Below are 21,268 nucleotides of genomic sequence, written 5' to 3' on the forward strand. Positions count from 1 at the left end.
TGCGCATACCGCCCAGGACCATGGCTTCCACCAGATCGATCGACGGCGTGTTCTTTTCAAACCCCGGTCCGAGGATGGCGCCGGGAAGAATGGTTACCAGATTGACGTTGCGCTCCCCGGCCACCCGCCATGCGGCTTTTTCTCCTTCCGTTTTTGCGCGTACATACGGCACACGCAAGTCATTGGTCCATTGACTTTCATCTACGGGCGGGGCGCCGGGCAGCGTCAACGGCAACGTGACCACCGAAGACGTCAGTATGACTTTCCGCACGCCGGTGTCCGCCGCGCATTGCACCACCATCGCGGCTCCCTTGACCGAGCTCTCGAAAATTTCCTGGGCGTGCCCTGTTGTGATGTAGGCATATACCGCTGCCGCATGAAACACCAGCTCCATTCCATCCATGGCCGCTTTCATCTGATCGCTGCGGCTCAGTTCCGCTTCCACGATCTCCACGCCTGGAAATGTTCGCAATCGCGCTGTTTTGCTGGTGTCCGTGACGGATCGGACACTTGCGCGGACCGAGTGGCCGGCATCGACCAAAGCGGAAACAAGATTAAACCCAAGATGTCCGTTTGCTCCTGTCACAAGTACTCGCATGGCACACCTCGAAAGTGAGATTGTTACCCAGATGAACTTGTCGATGAAAGCCGGCTCTGGAAAACCGCTGCACGGAAAAGCGATGAGGATGAAGGTAGTCTACGAAGCGCGGTGGGTCTTACAAGGTTTTTCTTCATAAATCAGAACGCGACTCCGGGGACGTCAGTGGCGCTGATTTGTCGAAGTGGGCAGTGGGCGCAGCGTTCCTGCCGAAGTGCAACGGGTACGGCAAAAGCTCACCGCTTGCCGAACATCATCTGTTCCGCCAGCAAGCGCTTGGCCGGCTTGATCGCGTCAACGAGCCCGAGCGATACGCCCAGCATCGCCTGCGTCAGAGCGCCATCCGGAGCGCTCGCAAAAATTTGCGCCATCGTGTCGGTAATGCGGATCGTGAGGCTGCGGTCGCTCTGGCGCTGTGTCACGAAGCGTTGGAGTGAGCCAGGCGATATTTCCCTGGAAAGCAATTGCGCAAGCACGATGGCGTCGCGCAAGCCAAGGTTCAAGCCCTGGCCGGCAACCGGATGCAGCGTCTGCGCCGCATTGCCGATGGCCACCGTTCTTGCGGAAACCGTGTTCTGCGCATTCAGGCCGAGAGGAAAGGCGGCGCGTGGCGTCACTGACGTAAAGCGCCCCAGGCGCGAGCCGAATGCGCTTCCCAGTTCTGCGAGAAAAGCGGCATCGGACAGGGTCTGCAGTTGCGCGGCGGTGTCGGGGCGGACACACCAGACCAGCGCATAGCCGTCATCCTGCGGCAGTAATGCGAGCGGGCCTTCAGCGGTAAAGCGCTCGAATGCCCGGTGGGCAATCGCCGCACTGACGTCGACATGCGCAATGATGGCGGTTTGCCGGTAGTCGCGCCGAATCGATTTTTCCGCCTGGTCGGAAAATGCGCCGCCCTCCGCCTGCACCATGATCTGCGCCGTGAGTGGCGTACGGTCGTCAAACTGCAGTTCGACTTCGCCGGCATGGTCGGTCGATCGCGTCACATGCGCCGGGCGCAGGGAGTCTACCGAAGTGCGTTGCAGTTCCTTCGCCAGTGCGGTGACCAGCGTACCGTAGCGGGTGACATAGCCGAGGGCCGGGACGCCATGCTCTTCCCGCGTGATGAGCGTGCGGCCGAAGTGGCCGCGACGGGAAACATGGATCTGGTGAATCTCGCTGGCGGCAAGCGGCCATGCACCGATCTGTTCGAGTATCTGGCGGCTGCCGAACGACAAGGCAATCGAACGCGGGTCCTGCGTGGCCTGCTCGACGGGTTTCGCGTCGATCACCGCGATGCGCGATGCCGGGAGACCGCGCTTGACCAGCAACAATGCCAATGCGAGTCCGACCGGCCCCCCGCCGCAGATTGCAATGTCGTAATCGGTCGTCATCGCGCGATCAGTGCCGCATCAGTGCTTCGATATCTCCCACGCTTTTCGGCACGCCGCTGGTGAGAATCTCGCAACCGTCAGCCGTGACCAGCGCGTCATCCTCGATGCGGATGCCGATGTGCCAGAACTGTTCCGGCACGTCGTCGGCCGGCCTGACATAGATGCCGGGCTCCACCGTCAGCACCATGCCGGGCTGCAGCGCGCGCCAGGGCTTCTCTTCGCCCGGCGCAACGTTCAGGGCGTCGCGGTATTCGCCGACATCATGCACATCCATGCCCAGCCAGTGGCCGGTTCGATGCATGTAGAACTGCCGGTAGGCGCCTTTCTCGATCACGTCTTCCAGGCCGCCGACCTTGTTCTTGTCGAGCAGGCCGGTGTCCAGCATCCCTTGCGCGAGCACCCTGACCGCCGCATCGTGCCCGGACATGAAATGCTTGCCCGGACGGGTGTCGGCGATGGCGGCTGCCTGCGCGGCCAGTACGATCTCGTACAGCGCCTTCTGCGGGCCGCTGAACTTGCCGTTGCCGGGAAAGGTCCGGGTGATGTCGGAGGCATAGCTGTCGAGTTCGCAGCCGGCATCGATCAGCACCAGGTCGCCGTCCCTGATCTCGGCGTCGCCTGCGCGATAGTGCAGCACGCAGGCATTGGCGCCGGTGGCGACAATGGAGCCGTAAGCCGGAAACTGCGATCCGTGGCGGCGGAATTCATGCAGCAGCTCGGCTTCAAGCTGGTATTCCCGCAGGCCGGGGCGCGACGCGCGCATCGCGCGGCAATGCGCTTCGGCGGAGATCGCCGCCGCGCGCCGCATCAGGGCGATTTCGTCCGCGTCCTTGAACAGCCGCATCTCGTCGAGCAGCACATGCACGTCATGCACCGCCGACGGCGTCGCCACCCCTGCGCGCGCTTGCATGCGCACCGCCTGCAGCCATTGCTGAATGCGGGTATCGAGCTTGTGGTCGCTGCCGAGCGAATAGAACAGCGCAGGCGCATCGGCCATCAGCTTGGGCATTTCGGCGTCCAGCGCCTCGATGGCAAATGCGGCGTCGAAACCGAATTTCTCGCGCGCCGCCTGCGGGCCGTAGCGATAGCCATCCCAGATCTCGCGCTCGAGGTTCTTGTCACGGCAGAACAGGATGGCCTGGTCGGTCTTGCCGGCGACCAGCACGATGACCGCTTCCGGCTCGGTGAAGCCGGACAGGTAGTAGAAGTAACTGTCGTGGCGATAAGGATAATCCGCATCGCGGTTGCGCATCACTTCGGGCGCGGTCGGAATGATGGCCACGCCGCCGCCTTTTTCATGCATGTTGGCGAGCAGTCTTGCGCGTCGGTCGGCATAGGGTTTCATGGTTTCATTCTTTCAACGATGGGTGCATTCAATTGCGCCAGGCGCTCCGGTGTGCCGACGTCGGTCCAATCGCCGCGATACAGTTCTCCGCCGACCTGGCCGCGCGTCGCATACTCGCGCAGGATGGGTGCAATCTGCGCCGATTGGCCGGCTTCGATGGCATCGAAAATTTCCGGCCGGTAGACACCGATGCCGGAAAACGTATGGCGCGGGTCGCCTTCATTGGCGATCGAGAAGCTGTGCAGCGCGAAATCGCCTTTCGGGTGATGCGCCGGATTCTTCACCAGGTAGAGCCAGGCCACATCGCGTTTATCGGCGGGATGCGGGTTGCCCCACATGTCGTTGTCCTGCAGCGCGGTCTTGACCTGTTCGTAATCGAAATGCGGGCAATACACATCGGCGGCGATCGCAACGAAAGGATCATCGCCCAGCAGGTGGCGCGCCTTCGCAATGCCACCGGCGGTTTCGAGCGCGGTGCCTTCTGCCGAGTAGACGATATGCGCGCCGAATTGCGCGCCGTCGCCGAGCGCTTCCTCGATCATGTGGCCGAGATGCGCATGGTTGATCACGATATCGGTGATGCCTGCACGCACCAGGTTCAGGATATGCCAGACGATCAGGGGCCGCCCGCGCACCTTCAGCAGGGGCTTCGGGCAGGTATCGGTGAGCGGACGCATGCGCTCGCCGCGGCCGGCTGCGAAAATCATGGCTTTCATTGGTGTGCCTTAATCAGAAGGTCTGCCGGTCAGAAGGTGTAACCGACCTGCGGCGCTTTTTCTTCGAGCTGGTCCAGCAGCCGTACCAGCGGCATCAGTTCCTTGTAGCGGGCAGCGACCTTGCGGGTGTATTCCATCACCAGCGGCAGGTCCTTGAGATAAGCATCCTTGCCGTCGCGATGGAACAGCCGGGCGAAGATGCCCAGTACCTTCAAGTGCCGCTGCACGCCCATGAACTCGAAGTCCTTGTAGAAGGCGTCGATGTCACTGTTGACCGGAAGGCCGGCGCGCTTGGCGAGTTCCCAGTAGCGGATCGCCCAGTCGAGCACCATTTCCTCGTCCCACTGGATGTAGGCGTCGCGCAGCAGCGATACCAGATCGTAGGTGATCGGGCCGTACACCGCATCCTGAAAATCGAGGATGCCGGGATTGCCCTTCTGCATCACCATCAGGTTGCGGGAATGATAATCGCGATGCACGTACACCTGCGGCTGCGCCAGGTTGTTGGCGAGAAGGGCGTCGAACACCTTGTTCAGTTCGGCGGTCTGCTTGTCGTTCAGCGTGACGCCGAGGTGCTTGCCGATATACCAATCCGGGAACAGCGTCAGCTCGCGCAGCAGCAGCGCGCGGTCATATTCCGGCAATACGTCCGGCCTGCTCTGCGACTGGATCAGCACTAGCGCTTCGATTGCATCGAGATACAGCTTGTGGGCGGTGTCGTGATTCAGTTCGTTGAGGTAGGTCGTCGCGCCGAGGTCCGACAGCAGCAGGAAGCCGTTGTCGACATCCTGCGCCAGGATGCGGGGTACGGACACGCCGGCTTCGCCGAACAGCTGCGCGACATGGACGAACGGGCGCACATCTTCCTGCGGTGGCGGGGCGTCCATCACGATCAGCGTTGCATCGGCATCGGATCCCGACGCGGAATCGGCATCAACACGGAAATAACGGCGGAAACTGGCATCGGAGGAAGCGGGACGGATCGAATCCACGTTGACCGGATTGCCCGGCAGTGCGGACAACCATTGCTTTAATTGAACGAGACGGGGATCGGGGGAGTGCTCTAGGGACATGGACAATACGGTTGAGGGCAGTGAGTTCCCATATAATAAGGGATTCAACTCAAAAAATCGCCTGCCAGCCTTTCTTTTCATGACCTGGTTTCCCGCATTTCCTCCCTCGCAACGCCTGCTTCGTTACCTGACTGCAATCGTTGCGGCGGCATCGGCCCCATCGCTCGTGGCAGCGCAGAATTCCCCCAAAGGCATCACCGAAGAAGAAAAAAATGCACCCGCGAATGTCAGTGCCGAAAAAATGACCGGCCGTCCCGATCGCGACGTGGTGCTCGAAGGCGATGTCGAGATCATCCGCGGTCCCACCACCGTCAATGCCGATAAGGCAACCTACCGCGTGGCGGAAGATGAAGTGGAAGCGGTCGGCAATATCCGCATGCGCCGCTTCGGCGATACATACACCGGCGACGAGTTGCGGTTCAGGATGGATGCGGGCGAAGGCTATGTGCTGCGCCCGACCTATCAACTGGAATTGAACAATGCCCAGGGAAGCGCCGAGCGGATCGACTTCGAAGCGCGCGACCGCGCCACGATCACGGAAGGCTCGTACAGCACCTGCGAAGGCCCCGATCCCGACTGGTACCTCAAGTCCGGGCGGCTCAACCTCGATTCCGGCCGGGATATCGGCACCGCCTACAACACGGTGGTCTACTTCAAGGGCGTGCCCATCCTTGCCGCGCCGGCGATGTCCTTTCCCTTGTCGGACGCACGCAAGTCGGGCCTGTTGCCGCCGACGGTCGGCACCACCAACACCGGCGGCCTGGAAATCACCCAGCCGTATTACCTGAACATCGCACCCAACCGCGACCTGACGCTCTACCCGCGCCTGATTGCGAAGCGTGGCCTGCAGCTTGGCGCCGAAGGACGTTACCTGGGCGAAACCTATGGCGGCCAGACGAGCGTGGAAGTATTGTTCAACGACCGGCAAAGCGGCACCGACCGCTATGCGATTTCGTCGGTGCATACGCAAAGCCTCGCACCCGGCCTGTCCTACTCGTGGAACCTCAATTCCGCTTCGGACGACAACTATCCAAGCGACTTCGCGCGATCCATCACCAATGCATCGCAGCGGCTGCTGCCGCGCGACATGAACCTGTTGTATGGCAGCACCTACTGGAGCGCGTCGGCCCGGCTGTCGAACTTCCAGGTATTGCAGGATCCTGTCGTGCCGATCATCCGCCCGTATGACCGGCTGCCGCAACTGACCTTCCAGGCGGGACGGCAGGATGTGGCCGGGTTCGACTGGACCGTTGATTCCGAGCTGACGCGGTTCTGGCATCCGGACCTGGTGCGCGGCGACCGCCTGTTCATCAATCCGCGCATTGCCTATCCGATCCTCCGGCCCGGGTACTTCATCACGCCGAGACTGTCCTTGCATGCCAGTGCCTACAGCGTTGACAACCGCACGCCCACGGCCGACCGCAACCTCGACCGGGTCGTGCCGACATTTTCGGTGGACAGCGGACTGGTGTTCGAGCGCGACACCAAATTCTTTGGCCAGGCAATGACGCAGACGCTGGAGCCGCGCCTGTTCTATGTGCATACGCCGTATCGCGACCAGAGCAGGTTCCCGATCTTCGATACCGCGGAAGCCGATCTCAGCTTTGCCCAGTTGTTCAGCGAAAACAGGTTCATCGGCAACGACCGCATCAGCGATGCCAACCAGCTGACCACCGCGCTGGTGTCGCGCTACATCGAGCCGAGCGGCGCCGAGCGGGCGCGCTTCGCCGTCGGCCAGCGCTTCTATTTCGACGAACAGCGGGTCACGATCGGCGGCGCGCGCAATGAAAGCCGGTCGGACCTTCTGATTTCCGCCGCCGGCCGCATATCCAACGAACTTACCGCCGAAGGCAACGTCCAGTACAGCGAAAGCCTGCGCAACACGCGCCGCGCCAATTACGGCGTGCGCTGGCAACCGGGCCCGGCCCGCGTGCTCAACGTGCAATACCGCCGCGACCAGCCGAACCGGCTGGAGCAGTTCGATGTCGCCGCCCAATGGCCCATCGCGGCGCGCTGGTACGGCGTCGGGCGGGTGAACTATTCTTTGCCGGACCGCAAGGTGGCGGAAGGCCTGCTCGGTTTCGAATACAAGGCCGACTGCTGGATCTTCCGCCTCGTCGGCCAGCGCACGCCGACCGCAACCGGGCAGGCAACGTCGGCCCTGTTTTTCCAGCTCGAGTTGAATGGTTTGACCCGTCTGGGCTCCAATCCGCTGGATGCATTGCGCTCCAGCATTCCGGGCTATCAGATGATCAACCAGCACAGCACCCCCTAACAACGCATTGCGGACTTTTCCATGAAACTTCATCGCTCCAGGCAACCATCCAGAACCGTATCGTCCGGCCTTTCGCTGGCCGGCATTTTCCTGATTGCAGCAGCGGGTGTGGTGTCCGACGCATCGGCCCAGTTCAAGCCGGGCCTCGGGCCGGGCATCCAGGCGCCTGCCGCCACGCCGGGATTTACGCCGCCCGGCGCGGTGCCGTCCGCGCCGCCGGCATCGGCGCCCGCGCAGGCCGCCAAGCCGCGGGTGCAATTGGCGGATGCCATCATTGCCGTCGTAAACAACGAAGTGATCACTTACCAGGAATTGACCGACCGGGCGCGCATGGTGGAGCGCCGCATGAAAAACCAGGGCATCGCCCTGCCGCCGCCGGCGGAATTGCAGCGCCAGTTGCTGGAGCGCATGATCGTCGATCGCGCCCAGTTGCAGCTGGCAAAGGAAGTCGGTATTCGCGTGGACGATCTCATGCTCGACCGGGCAATCTCCCGCATTGCCGAGCAGAACAAGATGTCCCTGCAGGAATTCCGCGACCGTCTCGAACGCGAAGGCACGCCGTTCAACCGCTTCCGTGAGGAAATCCGCGAGGAAATCATCCTGCAGCGGCTGCGCGAGCGTGAAGTCGACAACAAGATCCAGATCAGCGAGTCGGAGGTCGACAACTACCTCGCCGTGGACAAGAGCGCTGCGCAGAATCAGCAGGAATACAACCTGGCGCAGATCCTAGTGCGGATCCCCGAGAACGCAACGGCGGAGCAGATCGCCGAGCGCCGCAAGCGCGCGGATGAAATCCTGCAGCAAGTGAAGTCGGGGGGCGATTTCGCCAAGATCGCCGCCACCTATTCCGATTCCAGCGATGCGCTGACCGGCGGCGACCTCGGCTGGCGCAATCAGGACCGCCTGCCGCAACTGTTTGTCGACACGGTTGCCGGCTTGAACCAGGGCGACGTGTCGCCGGTGGTGAAGAGCGCAAACGGTTTCCACATCCTGAAGCTGGTCGGCAAGCGCACCGCGAGCGCCGCGGATAATCCCAATGCTGCCGCGTCGGTGCAGCAGACGCGCGCGCGCCACATCCTGATCAAGACCAACCAGGTCGTCACGCCGGCCGATGCGCGCCGCAAGCTGGTGGAGATCAAGCAAAGACTGGACAACAAGGCCGCCAAGTTCGAGGACCTGGCCAAGCTCTTCTCCAATGACCTGTCCGCATCCAAGGGTGGCGATCTGGGCTGGATCTATCCGGGCGACACCGTTCCCGAATTCGAGCGGGCGATGGACGCCCTCAAGCCCGGCGAGATCAGCGAACCGATCGAATCGCCGTTCGGCTTCCACCTGATCCAGGTGCTGGAACGCAAGAAGGACGATGTATCGAAGGAGCGTCAGCGCCTGATTGCCCGCCAGGCGATCCGCGAACGCAAGCTCGACGAGGCGACCAATGAATGGCTGCGCCAGTTGCGCGACCGTGCCTATGTCGAATACCGCTTCGACAATGTCGATGCGCGCTGATCGTTCGGTCGCAACGCCGTGAGCCGCCGTCCCGCCATCGCCATCACCTGCGGCGAACCCGCAGGCATAGGCCCGGAGATCGCGATCCGGGCGGCATGGGATCTGCGTTCCCAAATCAATGGCGTTCTCATCGGCGACTCCGCCTTCCTGTCGATGACGGCAGCCGATATCGATGCTTCGATCCGCTTGACGGCGGTATCGCTGCAGGCGGTGCGCAACAGCGGCCTCCCGGATTTTCCCGCAGGGCAAATCGCCGTGATCGACTGCCCGCTCGCGGCGCACGTCGTTCCCGGGACGCTCGATGCACGTAACGGCCGCGCGGTGCTCGACACGCTCGACATCGCGATCGAATGCGCCCTGCAGCGCCGGGTGGAGGCGATCGTCACCGCGCCATTGCAAAAAAGCACCATCAACGACGCCGGCGTTCCCTTCACCGGCCATACCGAGTACCTCGCCGAAAAAACCGGCACGCCGCAGGTTGTCATGATGCTTGCCGGCGGCACGCCGCCGCTGCGGGTGGCGCTGGCGACGACCCACCTCGCATTGAAGGATGTGTCGGCGGCCATCGGTTTCGACAGCCTGATGCGCACGCTGGATATCATCCATCACGACCTGAAAACCAAGTTCGGCCTGACCTCGCCGCGCATTCTGGTCACCGGCCTGAACCCGCACGCCGGGGAGGGCGGTTATCTCGGACGCGAGGAGATCGACGTCATCACGCCCGTCATCCATGCCGCGCGCGCGAAGGGCATCGACGCCACCGGACCTTATCCGGCGGATACGCTGTTCCAGCCAAAATACCTGCAGCAGGCCGATTGCGTGCTGGCGATGTACCACGACCAGGGCCTGCCGGTGCTGAAGTTCGCCAGCTTCGGGCGCGGCGTCAACATCACGCTCGGCCTGCCGATCATCCGCACGTCGGTCGACCACGGCACCGCGCTCGACCTGGCGGCGAAGGGCATCGGCCATGCCGACCACGGCAGCATGATGGAAGCGATCGGCATCGCCGCACAGATGGCAAAATCGGCTCAATCGCTACCATCGGCCCGGCCGGCCACACCCCTTTCCGTCTCTTCCTGATTCAATGAACCACATTCCCCGCAAGCGTTTCGGTCAAAATTTCCTCACCGACCAGGGGGTCCTGCACGACATCATTCGCGTCATCGATCCGCAGCCGGACGATGCAATGGTGGAAATCGGCCCCGGCCTCGCCGCCATGACGCGCCTGCTGCTGGAGTCGCTCAGGCAATTGCACGTGGTCGAGCTCGACCGCGACCTGGTCGAGCGCCTGCGGAAGAATTTCGACCCGGCCAGGCTGATCATCCATGCGGGCGACGCCCTGCAATTCGATTTCGCCTCGATCCCGGTGCCGGCGGGTCAGCGGCTGCGCGTCGTCGGCAACCTGCCCTACAACATCTCCAGCCCGTTGCTCTTCCATCTGACGCAGATAGCGCCGCAGGTGCAGGATCAGCATTTCATGCTGCAGAAGGAAGTGGTGGAGCGGATGGTTGCCGAGCCCGGCAGCAAGACCTACGGACGGCTATCGGTGATGCTGCAATGGCGTTATCACATGGACCTGATGTTCGTCGTGCCGCCCACCGCCTTCGATCCGCCGCCGAAGGTCGATTCGGCGATCGTGCGCATGATCCCGCTCGCTCAGCCGCTTGCCTGCGATGAGGCGACCCTGGAACGCGTCGTCACCAAGGCGTTCACCCAGCGGCGCAAGGTATTGCGAAACTGCGTGGGCGAGCTGTTCACCGAAAACGAACTGATTGATGCCGGCGCCGACCCGCAGGCACGTCCCGAGACCGTGCCGCTGGAGCAGTTCGTCGCGATGGCCAATCTGCTTCGGGCCCGCTGAGCTACTCCGCTGGCGGCTTGCTTGATGCAAGCGACAGGATTGCCTGTCGGTCGGTCGCGAACAGGCGGTCGCGTTGCAGCACAGTGATCATGCCCGCGCCTTCCATCACATCCCACACCTGTTTCTTGATCCCGGAAAAGTACAGTTCGATTCCCGCCCCCTGCAGGCTAGTCCGCAGCGATTCCAGCATGTCGATGCCGCTCGCATCGATGCCGTTGATCGCACTGGAACAAATCAGCACCCGGCGGACTTCGGGACGGGTACGGCATTGCTCGTTGATGAAACGCTCCAGCGCGGCGGCGGTGAGGAAGTTGAGCGCGGCGTCAAGCCGCACCGCCAGCAGGTCCGGCGCCAGGGCCGGCAGGCCGAAACGGTTGCGGTCCCGAAGCGTGCCGTCCGGATGCAGGCTGACTTCGATGACGCGCGGTTCGGTCAGCCGGTACAGGTAGACCGCCATGGTGAGGCCGACGCCGGCGAAAACACCCCAGTGCAGGCGCGGCATCGAGAACAGGGTGACCGCGAACGTGGCGACGGCGATGCCGCCATCCACCCGCGACACCGCGAATACACGCCGGATTGCCGCCACATCGATCAGCCCGATCACCGGCACGATGATCATCGCGGCCACGACCGAGCGCGGCAGGTGGAAAAGATAGTCGGTCAGGAACAGGAGGCTGAACAGCACGCACAATGCCGCAAACAGGTTTGCCCAAGCGCTGCCGGCGCCCGCATACAGGTTCAGCGCCGAACGCGAAATCGATCCGCTCACCGGAAATGCGCCGCTGAAGCCGCTGGTAATCTTTGCCAGCCCCTGTCCGATCAGCTCCTGGTTTTCATCCCAGCGCGCCTTGGTTTTCCGGGCAAGCATGCGGCAGCTCGACATCGCTTCGGTGAAACTGATCAATGCCAGCACCAGCGCCGCCGGCCACAATTCCTGGTGGCTCGCCAGCGGAATAGACGGGGGCAACAGCAGCGACGGCAGCCCGGAGGGAATCGCGCCGATGACCGCGCCGCCGTGTCCCGCATAGTCAAACGCGATGCTGGCGGCGATGCCGATCACGCTGACCAGCAGGATCCCGGGCGCACGCGGCAGAAAACGCTTAAAGCCGAACAGGAGCAGCAGCGCCACGCCGCCGAAGATGGTCGGCCAGGTCATTTGGGAGAGCGGCGCCTGCCGGAAAAGAAGATCGGACGTGCCGAGCAGCGCGGGAATCTGCGACAGGATGATGATGATGGCGGCTGCATTGATGAACCCGGCCATGACCGGCTGCGATACCAGGTTGGCGATCCGGCCGAGCCGGAAGGCGCCCAGCAGCAGCTGGAAGATGCCCGAATAGATGGCCAGCCAGATCGCAAGTGCAACCCATGTGTCGCTACCTGAAGCAGCCAGCGACGACAGCGCGCCGAAGGATAACAGGCTGGTCAGTGCGACCGGCCCGACGGCCAGCAGGGCGGACGAGCCCCAGAGGATGCCGATCAGCGCCGGGAGCAACGCGGCATAAAGTCCGGTCTGCGGCGGCATGCCGGCCAGCGTCGCATAGGCGATTGCCTGCGGGATGAGCACCAGGCCCACGCTGAGGCCTGCCCACGCATCGCGCCGCAGCGACGCGGCGGTAGGGCGGGGCCATTTCAGGAATGGCAGCAGTCGGACGAGCAGGGCGCGAGATGTCATGATTTTTCATTAAGAGCGTCTAACAAAATGCCTCTGGCTGCGTTGCGTCTCCTTGTCGTACGTCAATACTGCCTGCGTCGACGCGCCTTGCCAGGGAGTACGAAGCTGGCGCTTCGTTCATTAGCTGGCGCTTCGTTCATTTTGTAAGGCGCTCCAAGAATGCCGTATGCCCGCGCAGGCGCGTCATCCGGTCATGGAACCATCGGCTGTTTGCGATCGCGTTTCCACTTGATGGCTTCCAGCGTCTTATTCATTACCGATACCCGGTACGAGGTGGACGGATGCAACGCGGTATGGCTGTTCGGCGAGGTCGACGGATGGCTTGCCGCCAGCCGCTTCCAGAAATCGACCGTGCCCGTGGTGCCGTAGCCGGCGCGGGTGAGCATATACAGCGACAACTTGTCGGCTGTCGCATCAAGCACCGGCGAGTAGGGTTGCAAAGCCGGCATGGTCACAGGGGCGGTCCGGTCGTCCCGCAGCACGCGCAGCCTGTCGATCGTGCTGCCCATGCGCGGCCGGGGCGCCCGCGTCAGCGTGTTGTGAGCGATTTCCTTGGCGAGCGCATACGCCAGTTCCTCATCGGTGCGGACCACATTCAGCATGCCCCGGGTGATCAACACGCGGAACCCGTCCGCATAGCTGTTCACCAGATCCGAATCGCCGAGTTCGATGCCGAATGCGCAGGCATTGGTCAGCGGCGTGGCGATGCTGATCTGTTCGCCGTTGCGCTCCACGCTGAGCGTCACGCTGCCGCGCCCGCGCATCGCCGCATTGACCAGTACCGCGCCATCGCGTTCCGCATTCGGCCCTTGCGGCATCGGTTTGCCTTCCACCGCCAGCAGGACATCGCCCTTGCGGATGCCGCTGCGTTCGGCGCCGCTGCCCGGCAGCACATCCATCACCTTCAACTGCTCGTTCAGTCCCAGGGCGGACTGCGCTTCGACGGCAAACCCCTTGCCATAGGAATATCGTGTCTTGGCGGTAAGGCCGAGCAGATTGCGCGCCTGCCGTTTGCACAATGCCGTATTTTCAATCAGCAGCGGCGCGGCCACCCGGTACAGACGGCTCTGCTGGTCGACCCAGCCGCTCAGCAGGGCTGACTTTTCCGGCGACGGCGGCCGTTGCGGAGGAGGCACAGCCTGCGCTGGCTGGCGCGAAGGAGCCGGAGCAGCCGCCGTCGCTCCCGCCGTGTCGCCCGGACCAGGTGATGTCGTCGAGGTTGGTTGTGTCGCGCATGCCGCGAGCACTGCCAGCGGAAGGATCGACAAGCGCCTGAAGCAGAAAGGGGAACGAATGAAGGAAAAACGTATCGCCATAGGCATGGGGCATCGGGAAACAGGGTTGATCAGTTGAATCGCGGGCATGTTTCCTTCGTTGCGCTTTGTGCAACGGCGGAACCATGACGCCGGACGTGAGCCAAAGTAAGGCTATTTGTACTGCTGCGCGCCGGTGTGCGTTCCTATGCGCCGCAATGCGTCCTTGCGCTACACTGCTTCCGAAACCCGGGCAAAGCAGGGCATATTATATTGCCTCGACATCAAACACGGCATAGGCACCACATTCCGATGAAAATACTGCTCGTCGAAGACGACCTCATGATCGGCGAAAACATCCAGATCGCCCTCGACGGTGAAGGCATCACGGTCGACTGGGTGACCAGCGGCAGTGAAGCGGAAGCCGCGGTGGGCACGCAGGCATATGACGCGATGCTGCTCGACCTCGGCTTGCCGCAGAAGGATGGCATCGAGGTGCTGCGCGGATTGCGTGCCCGCGGTAATACCCTGCCGGTGCTGGTCATTACCGCGCGCGACACCGTGCCCGACCGGGTGCGCGGCCTCAATAGCGGCGCCGATGATTATCTTGTCAAACCGTTCGACCTCGAAGAACTGATTGCCCGGCTGCATGCGCTCGTCAGGCGCGCGCGCGGACGCACCGAGCCGGTCTATCGCAACGGCGACGTCGAGGTCAATGCCGCGACCAGGGAAGTCATGACCGAGGGCCGCCAGGTGATCCTGTCGGCGCGCGAGTGGGCGATCCTGGATGCGCTGATCGCGCGGCCCGGCGCTATCCTGTCGCGTGCCCAGCTGGAGGAGCGCTTGTACGGCTGGTCCGGCGATGTCGAGAGCAACGCGGTCGAGGTATATATTCACGGGCTGCGCAAGAAGCTCGGCCAGCAGCTCATCATCAATGTCCGCGGCGTCGGCTACATGGTGGAAAAGACATGATCCGTTCGCTGCGTGTCCGGCTGCTGCTGCTGCTCGGCGCGGCGATCACGATCGCCGCCGTGGTGCAGTTCATCACATCCTTCCGCGTGGCGACCGAGAAGGCCGACAAGCTGTTCGACTATCACATGCAGCAGATGGCGATCGCGCTGGAGGACAGCGGCTTCGAGAGCGCCGAATGGTCGAAGATGTCCGATCTGGACGATGCCGGATTCGATTTCGTCATCCAGATCTGGACCGACGACGGCGTGCGCGTCTATCAATCGCGGTCGTACCGTTCCCTGCCGCCGCGTACCGCGCTCGGTTATTCCAATGTCAATCTCGATAACGGCGACTGGCGCGTCTATACGGTGCAGACCGACACCCGGGTGGTGCAGGTATCGCAGAAGATGCAGGCCCGGCACGATCGCGCTTTCGAACTCGCGCTGTCGGCGGTGTGGCCCGTGCTGCCGGTATCGCTGCTGCTGTTCGCCGCCGCCTGGTGGGTGGTAACCACGGCGCTTTCCCCGCTGAACCGGATCGGGCATGACCTTGCCAACCGCAATGCCGACTCGCTGGCGCCGGTGTCGGATGAGGGTGTGCCGCAGGAAGTCTCGCTGCTGGTCGGCGAACTGAACCTGCTGCTGGCGCGCATGGCGCAATCGCTGGACTCGCAGCAGCGGTTCGTGGCGGATGCCGCGCATGAGTTGCGTTCGCCGCTGACCGCACTCAAGCTGCAGGTCCAGACGCTGGCGCGAGCCAAGGATGATAATGCGCGTGAACACGGCATCGCCCGGCTCCTGGGTGGCGTCGACAGGGCATCACGCCTCGTCGAGCAATTGCTCGCACTGGCGCGCCAGGATCCGTCGGTGAAGGATTTCGATCGTACCGAGGTGTCGCTGCCCGCCTGTATCGAACAGGCGGTGGCCGATGTTGCACCGCTGGCGCTGGCACGGCACATCCACCTGGAATACGATGGCGTGGCGTCCGCTGTCATCAGCGGCGATCTCGACAGCCTGCGCATGATGATGCGCAATCTGGTCGACAACGCAGTGCGCTATACCCCGGAACACGGCAGGATACGGATCGGATTGATAACGGAAGGCGACGCCGCATCGCTGCGCATCGAGGACTCGGGGCGCGGCATTCCGGAATCGGACCGCGAACGGGTATTTGACCGTTTCTACCGCGTGCCCGGCACCAGCGCCAGCGGCAGCGGTCTCGGACTGGCCATCGCCAAGGCGATCGCCGACCGCCATCAGGCCGCCATCGAACTCGGCGTCTCTACGCTTGGCGGACTGGCGGTGAGGATTACTTTCCGCCCGATTCTTCACGATGAAGTTCCTACTACTTCCATCAGGGCAAGCGCAGCTGCCGCCGCCTAGCTTTCCACGGCGCATGGACATTCCATGCGAACCCGCCGGGCTAAGTTTCCCTTAAGGTTTGTCGTGCATCATGGCAACCGTTCCGCCGGTCGGCTGCAGGCATGCCCACCCCGTATTGGCACCGGTTCCAGCGTAGCAAATCTTTCTTTGGCCCGTCCGGATTCCCCAAAACGGATGGGTTTTTTTCCAAACTATTCTCGGTCCTCAATCGTGTGATGCATTGATGCACCGGCATCAATCTGATATTGAAGCAGCAGCGTTTTTCAGCGATGAATTTATCGCATTACCTTCTTGGGCCTTCCATTGCAGGAGGGCTTTTTCAGTGTCCCGCGCAGGCCGCCGATCATCGACGGTTAGGAAGGGAAATCCCATGCCACTTCGTTCATTTCGACTCTCGTTGAGATTCATCGTGCCATTGGCGCTGGTGCTTGGCGTATTCGCATATGCAGCCGTGCCGTTGATGGACAGCCTGACCTTGCGCTGGTCCGTCCGCGACCTGGATATCCGTTCGCGACTTCTCTCTAGCGCGCTACAGGACCCGCTGCTTGATTACGTGCCTCAGAAAGCGCGCAAGAAAATCATCCAGCTGTTCGACAAGGCAATCACGGATGAGCGCCTCTATGCGCTGGCATTCTGTGATTCCGGCGGTACGTTGCTTTACAAAACCACGACATATCCCGAGTCCATCGGCTGCTGGATGCCGCCGGCAGATGGAAGCGCGCGCGAGCAACTGGTGCGCCTGCCGCAGGGTTCGATCCATGTTGCTGAAAGCGTGTTGTATCAGGACGCCCAATATCTGGGAAAGCTGATGCTCCTGCATGACATGAGCTTCATCGAGCGTCGCAGCGCTGACACCAGGAAGTATGTGGTGAGCCTGTTCGCTGCGCTGGCAGTGGTCATTTCCATGATTACCGTGTTCATCGCCCATATCAGCCTGCGCGGCTGGATCAACGGCGTCAAAGGGATGCTGCGCGGCGAAATCATGCCCGGTTCGCGTACGCCGACACCGCCGGAAATGCGGCCGCTGATCGGCGATCTGCGCGCGCTGCTGTATGAAATCAACGTCGAGCGCCAGACCGGCAACAATGATTCGCAGCAGTGGGCGCCGGAGCGATTGCGCGCATTGCTGCAGAACGAACTCGCTGGTGACGAGGTACTGGTGGTCTCCAATCGCGAACCGTATATCCATGTCACAACGCCCAACGGTATCGAGGTCAAGCGTCCCGCCAGCGGGTTGGTGACCGCGGTTGAAGCTGTGATGCGTGCCTGTTCCGGCACGTGGATCGCGCATGGCAGCGGGTCGGCGGACCGGGAAACGGTCGACCGCAACGACCGCGTGCCGGTGCCGCCGTCGAACCCGAGCTATACCCTGCGTCGCGTGTGGCTGTCCAAGGAGGAAGAACAAGGCTACTACTACGGCTTCGCCAACGAAGGCTTGTGGCCGCTGTGCCATATCGCGCATGTGCGGCCGATATTCCGTTCATCCGATTGGGAACAGTACGTCGCGGTCAACCAGCGTTTCGCCGATGCGGTGATCAGCGAAGCACGCACCGACGACCCGGTGATTTTGGTCCAGGATTATCATTTCGCGCTATTGCCGCGCATGGTGCGTGAAGCACTTCCCAAAGCCACTATCATCACTTTCTGGCATATACCCTGGCCGAATTCGGAGTCGTTCGGCATCTGTCCCTGGAGACAGGAAATTCTCGAAGGCATGCTCGGCAGCACCATCCTTGGATTTCATACGCCGTTTCACCGGAAGAATTTCCTGGAAACCGTCGATCGCTATTTGGAAACCCGCATCGAAACGGAGGCATCGACCATCTCTTACGGCGGCAAACTGACCCAGGTGGAAAATTATCCGATTTCGATTGCCTGGCCAGAGAACAACGCGGTAAGCCAGCCCACCATCGATGATTGTCGGAGGGCCATCAGAAAAGAACTCGGCCTGCCTTCCGGACACCTGCTCGGCATCGGCGTCGACCGTCTGGATTACACCAAGGGCATCATCGAGCGTTTCCAGGCGGTGGAGCGGATGCTGGAACTGCACCCGAAAATGGCTGGACAATTTACCTTCGTCCAGATCGCCGCACCGAGCCGTTCATCGCTGGACGAATACCAGCATTTCGAAGCCAGGGTGCGAAGTCTCGCACAACGTATCAACCAGCGCTTTTCCAGCGGCAGCTACCAACCCATCGTGTTGAAGGCGGAACACCATGACCAGGAGGAACTGAACCTGTACTACCGCGCGTCGGAAGTTTGCATGGTGACGAGCCTGCATGACGGCATGAACCTGGTGTCCAAAGAGTTCATTGCCGCACGCGACGATGAACGCGGTGTACTGGTCCTATCCCAGTTCACCGGCGCCGCCCGTGAACTCCATGAAGCGCTGATTGTCAATCCGTACCATATCGAGCAAAGCGCCGACGCGTTGTACCGGGCGATCACCATGCCGGAAATCGAGCAGCAGGAACGGATGCGAAGTATGCGCTTGCTGGTGAAGGATTTTAATGTCTATCGATGGGCCGGGCGCATGCTGCTGGATGCGGCGCAGTTGCGGCGTCGCGAAAAAGTCATGTCGAAAATTGATCTGCACAGCAGGCGGCCATTACGGCGGGTGGTATGAGCGGCATGCCATTTTTTGAATCCGGTATCCAGCATCTCGACGAACTGGTGAGGGATCGTCTGCTATGCGCCTTCGATTTCGATGGCACGCTGGCGCCCATCGTGACCCGGCCTGAAGCAGCGCGCATGCCGCCCGGTACGATGCAGCGGCTGGCCGAATTGACCCGTTACGCACCCGTTGCCATCATCACCGGGCGTTCAGTGGCCGATGTGCGGGAACGGCTGCAATTTCAGCCGGACTTCATCGTCGGCAATCATGGCCTTGAAGGAGTGCCTGACTCGTCGCGCCACCGGGAAGATGATGAAGCGATGTGCGCAGGCTGGCTGCAGGCATTATCGACCGCGGTAACCGATCCGGGCGTTCGACTCGAGAACAAGGGATGTTCGCTCTCGGTGCATTACCGGCTCGCGCGCGACCACGCGAAAGCCGAAGCAAACCTGGCAGATCTGCTGGGACGGCTTGCGCCGCAGGCGCGCATCGTCGCCGGCAAGTGCGTCTTTAACGTCATGCCGCCGGATGCGCCGCACAAAGGCGATGCGCTGCAACGACTGATGCAATCCTGTAACGCGCGGTATGCAATCTATGCCGGTGACGACGTCACCGACGAAGACGTATTCCGCATGCGGCGGCCGGATGTGCTGTCGATACGCATAGGGCGTGCCGCGGACAGTGAGGCCGATTTTTTCCTGCATCATCGGCTCGACATGTTCCGCCTGCTGGATGAATTGATCAAGCGATTGCGGGAAGCGCGTGCGAGCAATTGGCTTCGTACTGCTTCCGGCTTCCTGCCTGCAACCGCCTAGAGAGACAGTATGGCAAGGGAACAAATCCCCAGCGACGTGCAGCGCTTCATCCTTACCAGCATTTCTTCAGTACCTTTCCTGGAAGCGATGCTGCTGCTGCGTAGCGGCGCTGGTACGGGCCAGAGCTACGATGCCCGGCGACTGGCGCAAGGACTCTACCTAAGCGAAAAAGCCGCTGCCGCATTGCTGGTCGAGTTGCATGAAGCTGGCATTCTTGTCGCCGATGTCGGTGATGATGCGGAGCTTGCCTGCTATCGGTACCAGCCTTTATCGGAAGATCTGAATGAAATTATTACCCGGCTGGCTGACGCCTACGCGAAGAACCTCGTCGAGATCGCCAACCTGATTCATTCGAAAGTCGGCAAGAAGGCACAGCAGTTCGCGGACGCTTTCCTATTCAGAAAGGACGCATGAGATGGCGGCATTGATTTATGGATTGTGCGCGTTGACCGCTTTTGCCTGCAGCGCGCTGCTGCTGCGCAGCTATGCCAGAACGCGCCATCGCCTGCTCTTCTGGAGCGGGCTTTGCTTTGCCGGCATGCTGGTGAACAATCTGCTGCTGGTCCTCGATCGAGTGGTGCTGGCGGGTGCAGACTTGCTTGTCTGGCGTCAGGTGACAGCGCTGATAGCGCTGCTGCCCCTATTGTATGGATTGATCTGGGACGAGGAGTGAGGCCGTATGAGTGAAATCCTGGTGGGTGCCACCGCCTTTGCCGCAGCCGTCGCCGGGCTGTTCTTCCTCCGGTTCTGGAAGAGCACCCGGGACCGTTTCTTTCTCTACTTCGCGCTGTCTTTTTTCATTGAGGGAGTCAATCGCCTGCTGATCGGCGCGCAGGCGGAAGCCAGCACCGGCATCGCGGGATACTTCTTCTACTCGTTGCGTTTGCTCGCCTATGGCCTGATCCTGCTGGCCATCTGGGAGAAGAACAGGCACTCCCGCAGAAGCAGATAGCCTGCCGGCGTTTCGCTCCGATCCACGAGCCGACGACCAGTCAGGCCGCCTTGCGTTCGATCAGCTCGATCTTGTAACCGTCAGGGTCCTGCACGAAGGCGATCACCGTCGTGCCGCCTTTCACCGGGCCTGCCTCGCGGGTGACGTTGCCGCCCGCAGCCTTCACCGTGTCGCATGTCTTGTAGGCATCTTCCACCGCGATGGCGATATGGCCGTAGGCTGTCCCGATGTCGTAGCTGTCGGTGCCGTAGTTGTATGTCAATTCCAGCTCGGCGTGATCCGGATTGGTGCCGTAGCCGACGAAGGCCAGTGTGTATTTCTGCTCCGGGCGATCGGTGGTGCGCAGGAGCTTCATGCCGAGCACGCGGGTGTAGAAATCGATGGAGCGCTGCAGGTCGCCGACGCGCAGCATGGTGTGAAGAATTCGCATGATGGTTTCCTGATAGCGGCTGCAATAGTCAAAAAATCGGTAGGGTTTCCGGTGCGTGTTCGCGCAGCGCTTTTTTTGCCGACTGGAATTCCGGAAAGACGGATTGTACGGTCGACCAGAAACGCGGGCTGTGGTTCATTTCCCGCAGGTGAGCGAGTTCATGCGCCACCACATAGTCGATCAGCGGCAGTGAAAAATGGATCAGCCGCCAGTTGAGCCGTATCCGTCCGTCCGCGGTGCAGGAGCCCCATTGGGTGGTCGCGGACGAGAGGGAAAACTTCTGGTAGGTGACGCCGAGCTTTTCGGCATACAACGGCAGCCGCTCGGCGAAAATCCGCTTGGCCTCGGTTTGCAGCCAGCCCTGTACGCGGTCCTTCAATTGCTGTTCTTCCGCGTCCGGCGGCAGGCATACCGTCAGCTCCCGGCTGTCTTCGTTGAAGGCAATGCCGGCT

Annotated in this window: 20 protein-coding genes; 11 read left to right on the plus strand and 9 right to left on the minus strand. The window is 61.9% G+C overall.

Annotated features, from left to right (window positions below; all coding sequences use genetic code 11):
* The 5 genes from V7080_RS09620 to V7080_RS09640 all read right to left on the minus strand — a co-directional run.
* A partial coding sequence (locus V7080_RS09620) for an NAD-dependent epimerase/dehydratase family protein (protein ID WP_334188175.1) occupies nucleotides 1-598 on the minus strand: 598 nt, incomplete at its 3' end.
* A 236-nt stretch (nucleotides 599-834) separates the two neighbouring features.
* Nucleotides 835-1,971: a UbiH/UbiF/VisC/COQ6 family ubiquinone biosynthesis hydroxylase gene (locus V7080_RS09625; RefSeq protein ID WP_334188176.1), complete on the minus strand. Its 1,137-nt coding sequence runs from the start codon at nucleotides 1,969-1,971 to the stop codon at nucleotides 835-837.
* A gap of 7 nt (nucleotides 1,972-1,978) precedes the next feature.
* Nucleotides 1,979-3,316, minus strand: a complete 1,338-nt coding sequence (pepP, locus tag V7080_RS09630; RefSeq protein ID WP_334188177.1) for a Xaa-Pro aminopeptidase — start codon at nucleotides 3,314-3,316, stop codon at nucleotides 1,979-1,981.
* The gene (gene murU / locus V7080_RS09635) at nucleotides 3,313-4,032 is read right to left on the minus strand and encodes an N-acetylmuramate alpha-1-phosphate uridylyltransferase MurU (protein ID WP_334188178.1); all 720 of its coding nucleotides are present in this window, start codon (nucleotides 4,030-4,032) and stop codon (nucleotides 3,313-3,315) included. The genes pepP and murU overlap by 4 nt, the downstream gene beginning before the upstream one ends.
* A 29-nt stretch (nucleotides 4,033-4,061) precedes the next feature.
* Nucleotides 4,062-5,105 carry an aminoglycoside phosphotransferase family protein gene (locus V7080_RS09640; RefSeq protein WP_334188179.1) on the minus strand — a complete coding sequence of 348 codons (1,044 nt, stop codon included), beginning with the start codon at nucleotides 5,103-5,105 and terminating at the stop codon, nucleotides 4,062-4,064.
* A gap of 79 nt (nucleotides 5,106-5,184) precedes the next feature.
* Here V7080_RS09640 and V7080_RS09645 point away from each other — a divergent pair, with 79 nt between their 5' ends.
* From V7080_RS09645 to rsmA, 4 genes are read left to right on the plus strand one after another with little or no spacing between them, the layout of a single operon-like run.
* Nucleotides 5,185-7,380 carry an LPS-assembly protein LptD gene (locus tag V7080_RS09645; protein WP_334188180.1) on the plus strand — a complete coding sequence of 732 codons (2,196 nt, stop codon included), beginning with the start codon at nucleotides 5,185-5,187 and terminating at the stop codon, nucleotides 7,378-7,380.
* Nucleotides 7,381-7,401: 21 nt separating this feature from the next.
* Nucleotides 7,402-8,886, plus strand: a complete 1,485-nt coding sequence (locus V7080_RS09650) for a peptidylprolyl isomerase (RefSeq protein ID WP_334188181.1) — start codon at nucleotides 7,402-7,404, stop codon at nucleotides 8,884-8,886.
* A gap of 18 nt (nucleotides 8,887-8,904) precedes the next feature.
* Entirely contained in the window at nucleotides 8,905-9,966 is a 1,062-nt protein-coding gene (gene pdxA / locus V7080_RS09655; RefSeq protein ID WP_334188182.1) for a 4-hydroxythreonine-4-phosphate dehydrogenase PdxA, read from the plus strand.
* Nucleotides 9,967-9,970: 4 nt separating this feature from the next.
* Nucleotides 9,971-10,747 carry a 16S rRNA (adenine(1518)-N(6)/adenine(1519)-N(6))-dimethyltransferase RsmA gene (gene rsmA / locus V7080_RS09660; RefSeq protein ID WP_334188183.1) on the plus strand — a complete coding sequence of 259 codons (777 nt, stop codon included), beginning with the start codon at nucleotides 9,971-9,973 and terminating at the stop codon, nucleotides 10,745-10,747.
* Between the two features lies 1 nt (nucleotide 10,748).
* Here rsmA and V7080_RS09665 read toward each other — a convergent pair whose 3' ends face one another.
* On the minus strand, nucleotides 10,749-12,419 hold the full coding sequence (locus V7080_RS09665) for a SulP family inorganic anion transporter (protein WP_334188184.1): 1,671 nt from the start codon (nucleotides 12,417-12,419) through the stop codon (nucleotides 10,749-10,751).
* A gap of 191 nt (nucleotides 12,420-12,610) precedes the next feature.
* Entirely contained in the window at nucleotides 12,611-13,555 is a 945-nt protein-coding gene (locus tag V7080_RS09670; RefSeq protein WP_334188185.1) for a PDZ domain-containing protein, read from the minus strand.
* A gap of 429 nt (nucleotides 13,556-13,984) precedes the next feature.
* On the opposite strand from V7080_RS09670, the gene V7080_RS09675 reads away from it, so the two are divergent.
* The 7 genes from V7080_RS09675 (at nucleotide 13,985) to V7080_RS09705 (ending at nucleotide 20,386) form a co-directional block, all read left to right on the plus strand.
* A complete protein-coding gene (locus V7080_RS09675; RefSeq protein ID WP_334188186.1) occupies nucleotides 13,985-14,644 on the plus strand; it encodes a response regulator transcription factor in 660 nt (219 codons plus the stop codon).
* On the plus strand, nucleotides 14,641-16,005 hold the full coding sequence (locus V7080_RS09680; RefSeq protein WP_334188187.1) for an ATP-binding protein: 1,365 nt from the start codon (nucleotides 14,641-14,643) through the stop codon (nucleotides 16,003-16,005). The genes V7080_RS09675 and V7080_RS09680 overlap by 4 nt, the downstream gene beginning before the upstream one ends.
* Before the next feature lie 370 nt (nucleotides 16,006-16,375).
* Entirely contained in the window at nucleotides 16,376-18,631 is a 2,256-nt protein-coding gene (locus tag V7080_RS09685; RefSeq protein WP_334188188.1) for an alpha,alpha-trehalose-phosphate synthase (UDP-forming), read from the plus strand.
* 5 nt (nucleotides 18,632-18,636) lie between these two features.
* Nucleotides 18,637-19,434, plus strand: coding sequence for a trehalose-phosphatase (otsB, locus tag V7080_RS09690; RefSeq protein WP_334188189.1), 798 nt, complete (start codon nucleotides 18,637-18,639; stop codon nucleotides 19,432-19,434).
* Between the two features lie 9 nt (nucleotides 19,435-19,443).
* Nucleotides 19,444-19,848, plus strand: a complete 405-nt coding sequence (locus V7080_RS09695) for a hypothetical protein (RefSeq protein WP_334188190.1) — start codon at nucleotides 19,444-19,446, stop codon at nucleotides 19,846-19,848.
* Between the two features lies 1 nt (nucleotide 19,849).
* The gene (locus V7080_RS09700) at nucleotides 19,850-20,107 is read left to right on the plus strand and encodes a DUF5985 family protein (RefSeq protein WP_334188191.1); all 258 of its coding nucleotides are present in this window, start codon (nucleotides 19,850-19,852) and stop codon (nucleotides 20,105-20,107) included.
* Between the two features lie 6 nt (nucleotides 20,108-20,113).
* The gene (locus tag V7080_RS09705; RefSeq protein WP_334188192.1) at nucleotides 20,114-20,386 is read left to right on the plus strand and encodes a DUF5985 family protein; all 273 of its coding nucleotides are present in this window, start codon (nucleotides 20,114-20,116) and stop codon (nucleotides 20,384-20,386) included.
* Nucleotides 20,387-20,426: 40 nt separating this feature from the next.
* On the opposite strand, the gene gloA is transcribed toward V7080_RS09705, so the two are convergent.
* Both gloA and V7080_RS09715 read right to left on the minus strand, forming a co-directional pair.
* On the minus strand, nucleotides 20,427-20,816 hold the full coding sequence (gloA, locus tag V7080_RS09710) for a lactoylglutathione lyase (protein WP_334188193.1): 390 nt from the start codon (nucleotides 20,814-20,816) through the stop codon (nucleotides 20,427-20,429).
* 28 nt (nucleotides 20,817-20,844) lie between these two features.
* Nucleotides 20,845-21,268: M48 family metallopeptidase (locus V7080_RS09715; RefSeq protein ID WP_334188194.1), on the minus strand; the 424-nt coding region annotated here is incomplete at its 5' end.

This window comes from Noviherbaspirillum sp. (assembly GCF_036846085.1).
Lineage (GTDB): Bacteria > Pseudomonadota > Gammaproteobacteria > Burkholderiales > Burkholderiaceae_D > Noviherbaspirillum.